Source organism: Oscillochloris sp. ZM17-4, assembly GCF_019599295.1.
GTDB lineage: Bacteria > Chloroflexota > Chloroflexia > Chloroflexales > Chloroflexaceae > Oscillochloris.
The window spans coordinates 1-14,471 of the sequence record NZ_JAIEWN010000075.1 but is presented as its reverse complement, the minus strand read 5'-3'; the positions used below and the strand labels follow the sequence as shown (position 1 = coordinate 14,471).

General features: G+C 70.2%; 6 protein-coding genes. 4 read left to right on the top strand and 2 right to left on the bottom strand.

Translation table 11 applies throughout. The features are described from left to right. The first annotated feature begins 90 nt into the window (after positions 1-90). The 3 genes from K2Z83_RS26425 to K2Z83_RS26415 all read left to right on the top strand — a co-directional run bounded on the left by K2Z83_RS26425 (position 91) and on the right by K2Z83_RS26415 (position 11,470). Positions 91-2,202, top strand: a complete 2,112-nt coding sequence (locus K2Z83_RS26425; protein WP_220598163.1) for a CHAT domain-containing protein — start codon at positions 91-93, stop codon at positions 2,200-2,202. Positions 2,203-2,288: 86 nt separating this feature from the next. Further along, positions 2,289-5,933, top strand: a complete 3,645-nt coding sequence (locus tag K2Z83_RS26420) for a WD40 repeat domain-containing protein (protein ID WP_220598162.1) — start codon at positions 2,289-2,291, stop codon at positions 5,931-5,933. A gap of 89 nt (positions 5,934-6,022) precedes the next feature. Next, a complete protein-coding gene (locus K2Z83_RS26415) occupies positions 6,023-11,470 on the top strand; it encodes a VCBS repeat-containing protein (RefSeq protein ID WP_220598161.1) in 5,448 nt (1,815 codons plus the stop codon). Positions 11,471-11,655: 185 nt separating this feature from the next. Here K2Z83_RS26415 and K2Z83_RS26410 read toward each other — a convergent pair whose 3' ends face one another. Next, positions 11,656-12,474, bottom strand: coding sequence for a hypothetical protein (locus K2Z83_RS26410; RefSeq protein ID WP_220598160.1), 819 nt, complete (start codon positions 12,472-12,474; stop codon positions 11,656-11,658). A gap of 210 nt (positions 12,475-12,684) precedes the next feature. On the opposite strand from K2Z83_RS26410, the gene K2Z83_RS26405 reads away from it, so the two are divergent. Then, entirely contained in the window at positions 12,685-13,938 is a 1,254-nt protein-coding gene (locus K2Z83_RS26405) for a polysaccharide deacetylase family protein (protein ID WP_220598159.1), read from the top strand. A gap of 13 nt (positions 13,939-13,951) precedes the next feature. On the opposite strand, the gene K2Z83_RS26400 is transcribed toward K2Z83_RS26405, so the two are convergent. Beyond that, a partial coding sequence (locus tag K2Z83_RS26400; RefSeq protein WP_220598158.1) for an alpha/beta fold hydrolase occupies positions 13,952-14,471 on the bottom strand: 520 nt, incomplete at its 5' end.

The window sequence follows — 14,471 nt, the reverse complement described above, 5'->3', positions numbered from 1 at the left end:
CTGTAAATCGCCTACGAACCTTGTCTTACCACCATAACGTCGGCTCTACGACCTACGCCCGAACGCGCATGTGCTGGGGGGGGGACACCTATGGCAGCATCCGGCTTTGCCGACCTCGAGATCGGCCTCTACCGCCGCGACGCCGAGAGCTTCACGGTCGAGCTGCGCTACACGCGCCCCGACGATGCCGCCGATATCCGGCTCAGCACCGATCGGCCGGCGCTGGCCAGCTTCGACACCGCCGCGCTCCAGGATCTCCAGCAGGACCCGGAGGCCTACGGCAAGGCGCTGAGCGCCATGGTGTTTGCCGAGCCGGCCGTCCTGGCCGCCTTCGCCGAGGCGCGCGCCGCCACCGCCGCCCAGGAGAGCGTGCTGCGCCTGCGGCTCTTCCTAGACCCGGCCGCCCCTGAGCTCCAGTCCCTGCGCTGGGAGACCTTGCGCGACCCCAAGGACGGCGCGCCGCTGCTGATGGGCGAGCGCCTGTTCTTCTCGCGCTTCCTCAGCAGCAGCGACTGGGGGCCGGTGCGCCTGCGCCCGCAGAGCGAGCTGAAGGCGCTGGTGGTCGTGGCCAACCCCGCCAACCTCACCGAGCGGTTTCGGCTGGCCGCCGTCGATGTGCCCGGCGAGCTGGCCCGCGCCCGCGCCGGCCTCGGCGAGGCGATCACGATAACCGAGCTGGCCAGCCAGGGCGCGGCCCGGGCCAGCCTCAACGCCATAATCGACACGCTGCGCGACGGCTACGACATCCTCTATATCGTCGGCCACGGCACCATCACCCCCAAGGGCAAGCCGGTGCTCTTTCTGGAGGACGATGAGGGCCAGGCCGCGCCGACGGACGGCGTCGATATCGTGACGCGGATCGGCGAGCTGCGCGAGCGCCCGCGCCTGATCGTGCTCGCCTCGTGCGAGAGCGCCGGCGCCGGCGCGCCCACCTCCGCCGACGGCGACCCGCTCAGCGCCCTCGGCCCGCGCCTCGCCCGCGCCGGCATCCCCGCCGTGCTGGCCATGCAGGGCAAGGTGGCCATGACGACGATCGAGCGCTTTATGCCGGTCTTCTTCCGCGAGCTGCGCAAGGACGGCCAGGTCGACCGCGCCGTCGCCGTGGCCCGCGGGGCCGTCCGCGACGCGGCCGACCACTGGATGCCCGTGCTCTACATGCGCCTGCGCAACGGCCAGATCTGGTATGTGCCCAGCTTCAGCGGCGACGCCAACCTGGAGAAGTGGCCGGCGCTGATCGGCAACATCGCCGACGGCCTCTGCACGCCCATCCTCGGGCCGCAGCTCAGCGAGGGGCTGATCGGCGGGCAGGACCAGATCGCCTCGGCCCTCGCCGAGAAGTACCACTTCCCCATGTCGCCGGAGCAGCGCGATGAGCTGCCCCAGGTCGCCCAGTTCCTCAGCGTCAACCAGGACGCCCAGATGCCCCGCCGCGAGCTGAGCGCCTATATGCGCGAGGAGATCCTGCGCCGCTACGGCAGCCAGCTCGGCGGGCTGAGGCCCGACGCCCCGCTCGAAGAGGTCTTCGCCGCCGCCGGCAAGCTGCGCCGCGAGCAGAACCCCGCCGACCCCTACCAGGTCCTCGCCAAGCTGCCCTTTAAGATCTACGTCACCGCCGGCACCGATAACCTGCTGGTCGAGGCGCTGCGCGCCGCCGGCAAGAGCCCGAAGGTCGAGATCTGCCGCTGGAACGAGCGCCTGATGCGCTTCCCCTCGGTGCTCGACGACCCGAACTATACCCCGAGCCCCGAGCAGCCGCTGATCTTCTTCCTCTTCGGCCTCACTAAGGTCCCCGACTCGCTGGTGCTCACCGAGGACGACTACTTCGACTACCTGATCGGGGTGACCCGCAACAAGAAGTGGATCCCGCCGGTGGTGAGCGACGCGATCGCCGACAGCGGCATGCTCTTCCTCGGCTTCCGCATGGAGGAGTGGAGCTTCCGCGTGCTCTTCCGCAGCGTGATCAGCCCCGAGGGCCGCCAGCGCCGCTCGCGCTACGCCAATATCGCCGGCCAGATCCTGCCCGAGGAGGGCCTCTTCCTCGACCCCGAGCGCGCCCGGCGCTATCTGGAGACCTACTCGCGCGGCTCGGAGATCAGCGTCTACTGGGGCAGCGTCGATGACTTTATGCAGGAGCTGAACCGCGAGTGGGAGAAGGCTGCGCCCGCGCCGGTGGCCGCGGCCGATGAGAACCCCTTCTTTTAGTATTGTAGATTGCAGATTGAGCTCTGCCTCCAATCTGCAATCTGCAATCTGCAATCTGCAATCTGCAATCTGCAATCTGCAATCATATGCCCCCCATCAACCCCTACATTGGCGCACGCCCCTTCCGCCGGAGCGAGAAGATCTATGGCCGGGCCCGCGAGGCCCGCGACCTGCTCAGCCTGCTGGTGGGAGATCGGATCGTCCTGCTGAACTCGCCCTCGGGCGCCGGGAAGACCTCGCTCATCCAGGCGGCGATCATCCCCCGGCTGGAGCAGCGCCGCTTCGCCGTGCGGCCCACCATCCGGGTCGGCGCGGCCTCGCCCGTGCCCGGGGCCAACCGCTACCTGCTCAGCGTCATGCAGAGCCTGGAGGACGCCCGCCCCGCCGACGAGCAGCTGCCCGCCGAGGCCCTGGCCGGGCTGACCCTGGCGGGCTACCTCGCGCAGCGCGCCGGCCAGGGCGTCGAGAACGGCCAGGTGCTGATCTTCGACCAGTTCGAGGAGGTGCTGACCCTCGACCCGGCCGATGAGGCGACCCGGGCCGCCTTCTTCGCGCAGCTCGGCGACGCCCTGGCCGACCCCTGGATCTGGGCGCTCTTCGCCATCCGCGAGGAGTATGTGGCAGCCCTGGAGCCCTACCTGAACCTGGTGCCGACCCGCTTCGCCAACACCTTCCGCCTGGACCTGCTGGGCGTCGAGTCCGCCGCCGAGGCCATCCGCGGGCCGGCCCTGAGCAAGGGGGTCGGGTTCGCCGAGGGGGTCGCCGAGCGGCTGGCCACAGACCTGGCCAAGATCGTCGTGCAGGACGCCGAGGGCCGCGCTGTCGAGCGCACCGGCGCCAATGTCGAGCCCGTGCAGCTCCAGGTTGTCTGCTACCGGCTCTGGGAGCGGCGCTTCTCCGACGCGCAGGCGGAGGTGGCCGGCCAGACAATCAGCGCCGAGGATGTACAGGCTCTGGGCAGCATCGACAACGCCCTAGAGGAGTACTACGAGAGCGGCGTGGCCAGGGCCAGCGCCAAGAGCCAGTCGGTCGAGCGGGCCGTGCGCAGCTGGTTCGACACCCAGATGATCACCCGCCAGGGCTTCCGCAGCCAGGTGCTCGCGGGAAACGAGGCCAGCTTCGGCCTGAGCGACGCCACCGTCGACGGGCTGACCAACGCCTACCTGGTGCGCGAGGAGCGCCGCCGCGGCGTGACGTGGCTGGAGCTGGCCCACGACCGGCTGATCCGGCCGGTGCGGGACAGCAACGCGCGCTGGTTTCTGGCCAACCTCAGCCCGCTCCAGCGCCAGGCCGAGATCTGGGCCGCCCAGGGCCAGCCGCCCAGCCTGCTCTTCCGCGATGCCGAGCTGGCCGAGGCCGAGGGCTGGCTCGCAGCCTACAGCGGCGAGCTCACCCCCGATGAGGAGCTCTTCCTGGAGAACTGCCGCGAGGAGCGCCGCAGGGCCGAGGAGCGCGCCCGCCAGGCCCGCCGTATCCGCAACCTGGCCATCGGCGCCTCGATCGCCGCCGTGCTGGCCCTGATCGCCGCCGCCACCGCCGTCAGCTTCTTCAACCAGGCCAACGCCAACTACGCCAAGGCCGTGGTCAACGAGCAGGCCGCCATCGCCGCGCGGGCCACCTCCGACGCCAACTACACCCAGGCCGAGGCGAACCGCCAGACGGCCGTGGCCAACGAGCAGATGGCCGAGCGCAACGCCCGCATCAGCCAGGCCCGCGAGCTGGCCGCGGCCGCCCTGACCCAGCTCGATATCAACCCCGAGCTCAGCCTGATGCTCTCCCTGCGCGCGGCGACCACGACGCAGACCGGCGACCCGGACGTGCCCGAGGTCGCCCAGACCCTCCAGCTGGCCGCGCAGACGTCGCGGATCCGGCAGACGATCCCGCTCTCGGGCACTCTCGCCTGGGCGCTGGCCTACAGCCCCGATGGGAGCGGCTTCGCCGCAGCCGCGAATGATGGCAGCCTCATCCGCTGGAGCAGCGCCGACCCGTCGGCCCCGCCCCAGATAACGGCCGCCCACGAGCCCGGCGCGCGCGCCGTCGCCTACAGCCCCGACGGACGATGGATCGCCACGACCGGCACCGATAAGGCGGTGCGCCTCTGGGATGCCCGCACGGGCGCGGCGCTGCCGACCGCGCGCACCTTCGATGCGATGATCCCGCGCCGGATCGTCTTCAGCAGCGATAGCACGCTGATCGCGATCAGCGACCACGCGCTCCAGGGCGGCACCCCGCAGGTGCGTGTGCTCGACGCCGCCACCCTCGCCGACCATGTGCCGCCCATCCTCTTCGATCAGCCGGTCTTCAATGTCGCCTTCAGCCCAGCGGGCGACCTGATCGCCACGGCTGATAACGATGGGCATGTTCGGCTCTGGAGCACGCAGACGGGCGCGCCGGCCGGCGATCTGATCTCGCCCGGCGCGAACCCCGATAACCCGCAGCAGGTCATCGCCCTCGCGTTCGCGCCTGATGGCAGAACGCTGGCGAGCGGCGGGCTAGACCTGAAGGTGCATCTCTGGGATCTCGCCGACAGACGTGAGATCGGCCAGTTTGTCGGGCACAGCAACACGATCCAGGCGCTCGCCTTCGCGCCCGATGGCTCGTTCCTGGTCTCGGGCAGCATCGACACCTCGATCCGCGTCTGGAGCCCGACGAGCGGCGCGGAGCTGCTCCGCCTGATGGGCCACACGGCGCCGCTGCTCAGCCTGAGCATCAGCCCGCGCGGCGACACGCTGATCAGCAGCAGCACCGACCAGACCGTGCGCCTGTGGAGCCTCGACCTGGTCCACGGAGCGACCCTCAACGGCGTTGCCAGCAGCGTTGACGGGAAGCAGATCGCCACCACCGGAATCAATGGCCTCGTCAAGATCTGGGACGCCGCGAGCGGCCAGATTATGCGGACGCTGACCGTCCCCGAGAACACGATCTACAACGTACACTTCAGCCCCGACGGGCGCTACCTGGTGGCGGCGGGCGAGAGCGGCAAAACCTATGTCTGGCAGGCGGCGAACCTCGCCGCCGACCCGAAGACGCTCGCCTGCACCCCGTCTGGCCCCTGCTTCAGCGTGGCCTTCAGCGACGACAGCACGCTGCTCGCGACCTCCGGCGGCAGCGGCACGGTCCGGATCTGGGATGTCGCGACCCTCAGCATACAGTCGGAGCTCACCTCCGATATGACCCAGGCCAGAGGCCTCAGCTTCAGCGCCGACAAGCGCCTGCTCGCGGTCGCCGCCGGCACCGATGGCCTGCGGGTCTGGGATCTCGCCAGCGGGTCGCCCGTGCCCGACCTGACCGCCGACAGCTCGATCAACTCGGTGGCGTTTAGCCCGCAGGGCCGCCGGCTGGCCGTCGCCGGCGTGGGCAGCCCGCCGAGCATCATGGACCTCGACGATGGCGCGCGGCTGACGCTTGACCTCACCACCACCGAGAGCTATCGGATCCTGTTCAGCGCGGATGGCACCCGGCTCGCCACAACGAACGCCGATGGGACGGCGCAGATCTGGGATGCGCTGACGGGCACGCTGCTGATGAGCCTGACGGGGATGAATAGCCCGAACGATGCCGCCTTTAGCCCAGACGGGGCCAGGCTGTTCATCGCGGACAACAGCGGGTTCGCCCGCGTCGCGCTGCTCAACCAGGGCCAGCTGTACGATCTGGCGGCGGGACTGGCGATCAGCGACCTCAGCCCGGCCGAGTGCGAGCGCTTCCACATCGCGCCGTGTACCTGGCGCTAGGCGCGGCGGCGGGCGTCGCCCAGCGTGGCGTCGTGTCGGGCAGGCGCTCGCCCGTCGGACCGTAACCGGACAACACGAAGGATGGACATATGAGCCACGCATCAGGGGCGCGCCACGGCAGACGCCGGCGCTACGCCTCCCTCCTCGGGGTTATCGCTCTGCTCGCCGCCGGCCTGCCGGCCGCCGCGCTCCGACTCAGCGCGCCGGCCATGGCCGCCGCCGCCCCGCTGAACCTGGGATGGCTGGCCCCCAGCGCCCAGGCGAGCTGGGCGACGGCATGGGGCGATGTCGATGGCGACGGCGACCTCGACCTGGCCCTGGCGAGCAAGCATGGCCGCACGCAGATCTACCGCAACTGCACGGTGAGGAGCGCCGCCGACCCCTGCGGAGCCAGCGTCGGCATGAGCGACGGCCTGATCTGGCAGGCGCCGGCGATCGCGAACACGGTGGCGCTGGCCCTGGTGGACGTCGATGGCGACGGCGACCTCGACCTGGCCCTGGCCAACCAGGGCGCGGCCAGTCAGATCTACCGCAACTGCACGGTGAGGAGCGCCGCCGCCAACCCCTGCGGAGCCAGCGTCGGCATGAGCGACGGCCTGATCTGGGGCGCGGATGACGCGCCCAACACCAGCAGCATGGCCTGGGGCGACGTGGATAACAGCGGCAGCCTCGACCTCGTCCTCGGCAACGACGGGGCCGCCAGCCAGCTCTACCTCAACCCCGGCGACGGCGGCCTGGGCGCGCCGATCACCTGGCAGGCCGGCCCCTTCCCGCAGACGAAGGCCGTGGCGCTCGGCGATGTGAGCGGCGATGGCCGCCTCGACCTGGCCCTGGGCAACAGCGGCACAACAGGGAGCCAGCTCTTCCAGAACACCTGCGGCCCGCCGCCGGCCGGCTGCACGGCCGCCGCCGCCTTCGCCCTGTCCGGGTGGGCGCCCGCCGGCGCGGACACCACCTACGCGCTGGCCTTCGCCGACCTGAATAGTGACTCCAAGCTCGACCTGGCCGTCGGCAATAACGGCGATAGCAACAAGGTCTTCCTCAACATCGGCGGGCCCACGATCCTCGACAACACGGCCGTCTTCACCGCCACGAATAACACTGGCACCACGAGCCTCGCCTGGGGCGATGTGGACGGCGACGGCGACCCCGACCTGGCCGTGGGCAACTTTAAGTCGAGCAGCCAGCTGTTCCGCAACAATGGCGGCGTGCTGACGCAAGACCCCGACTGGGTCCCGTCGTCCTCCCTGGCCACGCGCGGCGTCGCATGGGGCGACGTGGACAATAACGGCAGCCTCGATCTCGCCCTCGCCAACGAGAGTCAGCCCAGCCTGATCTACCGCAACACCCTCGGCACCGGGTTCACGGATGCCCCGGTCAGCTGGGGCACCCCGGCGCTGGACACGCGCGGCGTCGCCTGGGGCGATGTGGACGGCGACGGCGACCTCGACCTGGCGATCGCCGCCAATGCGGGGAGCGCCGTGCTCCGCAACACCTGCGACCCGAACGCCAATGGCGTATGTAGCGGCCCCGGCGGGTTCGATCCTACCCCGATCTGGACGGACGCCACGCTCAACGCGACCGCTGTGGCATGGGGCGACGCCGACAATGACGGCGACCTCGACCTGGCCGTGGGGGCGACCGGCCAGAGCACGGTCTTTATGAACACCTGCAACCCAGGCGCCAGCGGCGTCTGCGCCGGCGCCGGCGGGTTCGCCGCCGCCCCGATCTGGCAGGCCCCGGCCAGCGTGGCCACCACCAGCCTGGCCTGGGCCGATGTGGACGGCGACGGCGACCTCGACCTGGCGGTGGGCAATAACGGCGCCCCGAACGCGGTCTACCGCAACTGCCACGTGAAGACGGGGGCGCAGGCCGGCCCCTGCGGGGCGAGCACCTCCCTGAGCACCACGACGATCCTCACGGCGGCGGCGGCGGCCGACACCTTCGCCCTGGCCTGGGGCGATATCGACGGCGACGGCGACCCCGACCTGGCCATCGGCAACTCGGGCAACGCAGGACAGCTCTACCGCAACACCAATGGGGCGCTGGCCCTCGATAGCGCGGCGTGGCAGGCGACGGCGGGCAGCCAGGCCCGCAGCATCGCATGGGGCGATGTGGATGGCGACGGCGACCTCGACCTGGCCCTGGGCGCAGAGGCCCAGGCCAGCCAGCTCTACCGCAACAACGGCGGCACCCTGACCCTCGACCCCGGCTGGCAGCCCGAGCCGACCGCCGCGCGGGCGATCGCCTGGGGCGATGTGGATGGCGACGGCAACCTCGATCTGGTGGTCGCCAACCGCAACCAGCCGAGCCAGCTCTACCGCAACAGTGGCGGCGCCCTGACCCTCGACCCCGGCTGGGCACCGAGCGCCAACGCGCGCGGCATCGCCCTGGGCGACGCCAACCGCGACGGCAGCCTCGATATTGCCCTGGGCGTCTTCGGGGCGGCCAGCCAGCTCTACCTCAATGGCCTCGCCGGTATCGGCACCCCGGCCGACACGCCGGCGAAGGTGGCCGTGCGCCAGCCGGGCACCCCGGCCGGCGACCTGCTCTCCACCGCCAGGATCATCGAGACGACCACGATCAGCGTGCCGTTCAGCCTGGCCGACAGCCAGGGCACCCGCGCCGGAGTCGTGCGCGGATTCTACTCGCTGGACGGCGGCGGCACCTGGCTGCCGGCCGGCAGCCAGCGCGCCCTGGCCGCGCCAGAGGGCGGGCAGGCCTACACCTTCAGCTGGGACACCTTCGCGAGCGGGTTCTTCGGCAGCTCCGATAGCGTGCTGTTCCGGCTGGAGGCCGCCGCCGCCGCCGCGCCGGGCACCGGGGCGGCCGGGGTCTTCACCTACACCGGGCAGACCGCCGGCAGCGTGCCGCGCGCCTCGGGCGGCGGTACGACAATGCTCTTCCGGGCCCGCGGCACCCAGATCCAGGTGCGGCTGGACGGCCAGCCAGTCGCCGGCGCGACAGTCTACCGCCTGAATCCGTCCCAGAGCCGCGGCGGCGCGGCGCTGTCGGACGCCGAGGGCAAGGCGCTAACCACCAACGCCCAGGGCTTCCTGGTTGGCCGCAGCGCGGTCGGCGAGGGCGACTTGCTCGCCGCGCTGGCCCCTGCCCCCGCCCAGCCGACCGACAAGCGCGATGTGCGGCTCGTCTACACCAGCCCCATCGATGTTGACACCGGCCGGCCCAGCTTCACCGTCGTCAGGGGGGGGGCCAACGGCCTGCAGATCCTCGACGCCGTCTCAACCCGACCGCTGTTCCTGTTCGATGTCCCGGTCTACCTGGAGTGGGACGCCCGCAACGACCCGGCCTTCTTGGGGCGTCTGGAGAGCGACCTCCAGCGGGCCAGCGAGCTGCTCTACGACTGGAGCGACGGCCAGGCCGCTCTGGGCACGCTGCGGCTCGTGGCCGACGGCAGCAACCCGCCCGAGCCGGGCATCCACGTCTACGCGACCAACCGCCTGCGGCCCCACGCCGATCAGGGCGGAGTCATCAAGGCGATCACCCCCGACTCGGAGTTCCCGGATCGCACCTATGTGCCGGGCAGCGTGGTGATCGGCAGCGTCTGGAGCCGCTACGGCGGCCAGAGCGGCGCCGTCGGCGAGGACTGGGCGCGGGCGATGGCCCACGAGTTTGGGCACTACGCGCTGTTCCTGGAGGATAACTATATCGGGCGGGACGCGCAGGGCCAGCTGATCAGCGTGACGGGGTGCCGCGGCGCGATGTCCGACCCCTACCGCGACGACTATAGCGAGTTCCACCCGCGCGATGCCGAATGGGAGACCGCATGCGCCAGCACGATGTCGCAGAAGGAGCTGCAGCGGGCCGACTGGGAGACGATCACGCGATTCTATCCGCAGATCGCCACGGTTCCACAGCGATTCAATCAGCATCCCGGCCCCTCAGCCCTGCGCATCGCGGTCACCCAGCTCACCAACGCCACCAGCGGCGCGAGCGCGGCGCTGAGCACGCCGATCGTCTCGCTCAACATCAATGGCACGACGCCCTATAGCTATATGCCGGGCTCGCGGGCGCGGGCCTTCCTCTTCAAGCAGGATGGCAGCAAGGCGCTCGACCTCGGCGCGCCCAGCCGCGACCAGGTGATCGCCTATGGAGCGGCGGAGGGCGACACGCTCTGCGCGTACGATCTCACATCCTCGCTCGTCGGCTGCACGGTGATGAGCCCGAGCACGAGCGATCTGGATCTCATCAGCAGGACGGGCTGGAATCCGGACACCACCATCACGCCGACGGGCGACAAGACCATAACGATCAGCGTGGCGGCGGCCGGGGTGGTCGGCGTCGGCCCGGGCCAGGCGCTGGAGGCGCGGGTGTACCCCCAGTCAGGCATGGCCGCCGGGCTATCGCTCGCGCTCAGCGCCGACATGACGAAGTACCAGGGGACAATCACCCTGGGCAGCGCGTTTGACAATGCGCTTGTGCGTATCCAGACGCCGACGGCCATCGGCGCAGCGCCGGCTCTGGTGGTGGTCGCCGACTACACCCGCGTCGGGCCGAGCGCCGGCCCGGCCCTGGCCGGCCCCGGCGCCACCTGCATCTGCGGCGCGCCGCTGCTCACCTCGACCGACGGACAGCTGCTGATCTACAGCAACAGCACGATCGGCACCGACGAGTACTACTCCGCGCAGACGGCCGCGCAGGTGCCCGCGCCGCCGCCCTGGGGTGTGGTGGTCGGGCAGGCCTACCGGCTGGTGACGAACATGGACGCCAGCGCGCTCGCGGCCAGAGAGGTCGCGGTCACGATCGCCTACCTCGACAGCGAGCTGCCCGCCGGCACCGAGGGCGGCCTGGCGCTCTACCGATGGACGGAGCAGGACGGCTGGGAGCCGCTGGAGGCGACCCACACCGACATCGACCGCAATGAGATCGCCGCGTCGGCCGTCGGCGCGGGAATCTACGCCCTGATGGCCCGCCTCGACGTACACGAGGGCTGGAACCTGATCTCCTACCCGTGGCCCCAGGCCGAGACGATCGGAGCGGCGACGGCCAGGCTCAACGCGGCACCGGGGCGTCAGTACACCACCATCCACGACTACGACGCGCGCGACACCGCCGACCCGTGGAAGGTCTACGACGCAGATGTGCCGGCCTGGGTGAACGACCTGGGGAGCCTGGAGTACGGGCGCGGCTACTGGTTCATCGTGCCCCCAGGCGGCGCGCCGCTCCAGCTCAACGCCAGCCTGGCCGCTGTCCCGACGCCGCCGGCGACCCTCTACGGCACCCTGCCCGTACACGGTGCTCCGGCGCAGGTCGGCCTGCCGGTGCAGGCCTACAGCGGCAGCACGCTCTGTGGCACATCGAGCACCTTCACGCCGGCCGGCGTCACGCAGGTGGCCTTCCGGGTCGAGGTCAAGGCCGCCGGGCAGGGCGCGCCGGAGGGGTGCGGAATCCCCGGCCAGCCGGTCAGCGTCGTGATCGGCGGGGTGAATATCGGCAGCGTGCCCTGGGATAACAGCCGGCCCATCCGGCTCTTCTATATGATCTACCTGCCGGCGCTGTTCACCCCGCCCGCGTAGGCCCCTGCCCCACCGCAAAATCAGTTTTCTGTGGGAGAGCTGCGCTCTCCCACACCCTCTCCGTGCGCAGTGTTTTCGTGCCCAGGAGGCACACAAAAAACTGATGGTGCTGCCGCGCGGCTACGCCGCGCGGCAGCACCATCAGTTTTTTGTGGGAGAGCTCTCCCACACCCTCAGATCTTGCGCTAGGGCCGATTAAACTTCACGCCATAGTTAAACGGCGTGTCGCCAGCATTCATCAGCACCAGATAGTAGTCCGGGTAGTCATCCTCAAAGACCTCACAGGCCTTGTATCTGCCGTCATCCTCACGGTTAAAGGTGCCGCAGCGCACATTCCCGTCCTGGCGGTAGAGTGCCGCAGCGGCGCGAGAGGCGGATGAGGGCGAGAACACCAGCGTGCGCTTCTTCAGCATGTTGTCTGTATTGGGGATGTAAAAGATCTTCATCTTGCGATGATCCAGGGACGGCTTGGTACCGCCCTGCCCCTCGTTCAGACCGTCGAAGCTGGTGGACGACGCCTGGTTGAGCCGCTGGGCAAACACGCCATAGTTCACCCCGGCGTGGCTCGTGCCCTGCAGCGTGATCGTCACCGTCGCGCTCCCGCTCGTCGATACGGGCGTGCAGAAGACAGACTTCCCACCAACCCCCCGCCCGCTCGCAGGGACACGGGCCTGAGTGCTCGCGCTCGTGGGACAATCGACCGTCACGGTCGGGGGATGGCCCTCGCCCCCCGGTAGCCCAATCGCGCCCACGTCGATCGCGCCGACAATGATCTGCTGTCCGCTGGGGACGACAACCGTGTAGGTCAGCGTCGAGCCGCTCGTCAGGCGGTCGCCTTTTTTCATCACGCCGAGGCAGAGGAGGTACGAGCTATCATCGGTGCATGGATCAGGAACACTCTCTGCCCGCGCCGGGGCGGCGGTATGCAGCGCGAGCAGGGCGCAGAGGGTGAGCAGCAGGGCGGCGAGGCCGAGCCGGCGTACGAGGTGTGAGCGGGAACGCATAGATGTCTGCCTTTCATTCTTTCATTTCACAGGGATACACATCTATTTCTATTGTAGCAGCCGCGCGCCGCAGATCAATCCGGAGAATTACCTATCCGCCGATGACAGGAACGTCAGCCATGGCCACAGAGCAATGATCTATACTGACTCTGGCCACCGGCGGCCCGCCGCAGCGACGCGCCCCCCATCTCTCTAGCGACAGGTATCACCATGCGAGTCACCCGCCTGATCATAGCGGCCCTAGCCTTCACCGCGATCTGCGCCATCTTCGCCTACCTGCCGGCCCGCGACATCTTCGGCAGGGCGAGCGCGGCGCAGCCCGACACCTACCTCCCGATCATCACCCTCCCGCCGCAGGCGGCGACGGCCACACCGCCGGCCACATCGCCCACGCCCAGCAGCCCGGCCACGCCGGTGGCCGGGCTGTACACCTACACCTTCAGCATCGACCGCGCGGCGGCCCCGGCCCTCTCCTACAATGCGCTGAGCTACATCGTCCACCTTGGCAGCGCCAGCGGCGCCTCGGCGCTGGTTAACGGCGCGCCCGTCGCCTCGCGCTACGACCCGGCGAGCGGCGATCTCGTCTTCACCACCGACCAGGCCGGCGCTGTGGCGGTGCGCTTCGCCGCCGCCGCCGCGCCCACCGTGACGATCCAGAAGGCGGCGCTGCGCGACAATAAGGCATGGGCCTGGTCCCACGGCATGGACGACAATGTCTTCCTCCAGGCCCAGGTTGATCTGATCGCGGCCAAGGGCTGGCGGGCCTCCCTAATGTTGATCGCCAAGGATATCGACGACACGCGCGACGAGGGCTGGATCCTCGACAAGCCGGCCCTGCGCGCCCTGCGCAACAGCGGCTGGAGCCTGGCCGACCACAGCTGGGACCATAACTGCGACAGCGGCGCATCGGCCGGCACGCTGCGGCAGACGATCATCGACGGCTACCGCAAGCTGGTGGAGATCGTCAGCACCTCAGACGACCCCAGCTACCAGCTGATCACCTTCGCCGCCCCGTGCTTTATCGGCGAGTACGGCCCGGTCTTCGATGACCTGCTGGCGAGCGGGGAGACCACCCTGCGCTTCAACGAGTCGCAGGGCAACCCGCTGATGAATGTCGACGGCGTCGACTACACCAGCGGCGACCTGACCGCCGCCGCGATGAGCGCGGGGATGCGCCAGATCGGCCGCGACACGAATATCGAGGTCGACCCGGCGCAGGATATCGCCACCCTCGACTGGATGGCGGCGAACAAGGCGGCCGACCGGCACTTCTGGTTCAACACGCTATCCCACGGCAACCAGGAGGGCAACCTCGCGCAGGTGCTCGACCACGCCTACGACGCCTACGGCCCCGGCGGCAGCGACGAGCTCTGGATGGCGCCGTCCGACGAGATCTACAGCTACCTGCTCATCCGCGACGCCACGGTCGTCACCCCCGGCAGCCTGATCGCGCCCGCGCCCTGATCGCGGGCCGCGCCTAGCCGCCGGCGGCGAAGGCGCGCAGCAGCGCCGCCACCTCGGCCGGCCGCTCCTCCTGGAGCATGTGCCCCGCGCCCGCCACGATATGTAGCTGGCTCCCGGCCACCTCGGCCTGGAGCCGGCGGGCGTCGGAGAGGGGCCAGAGCGCATCCTCGGCCCCCCAGAGCACCAGCGCGGGCAGGCGTAGCTGCGCCGGCAGCTGCGCGTAGGTCGCGGGGCCGGGCGTCGCCAGGAAGGCCGCCAGGCTCGCGCGGGCGCCCGGCGCGCGGGTCGGCGCCAGGTAGCGGTCGAGCAGCGCCGGCGTGACGCGGGACGGGTCGGCGAAGCAGCGGCGCAGGCTCGCCTCGCGCGCCGACGGGCGGTAGAAGCGGGCCGCCAGCAGCCTCGGCAGCGGCGGGAAGATCGGGATGGGCGGGCCGTTGCGCCGGTAGAAGTTGGCGTCGAGCAGGGCCAGCCGCCCGATTCGCCCGCCGCCGTCGGCCAGCGCCGCGTAGGCCGCCACCACGCCGCCCATCGAG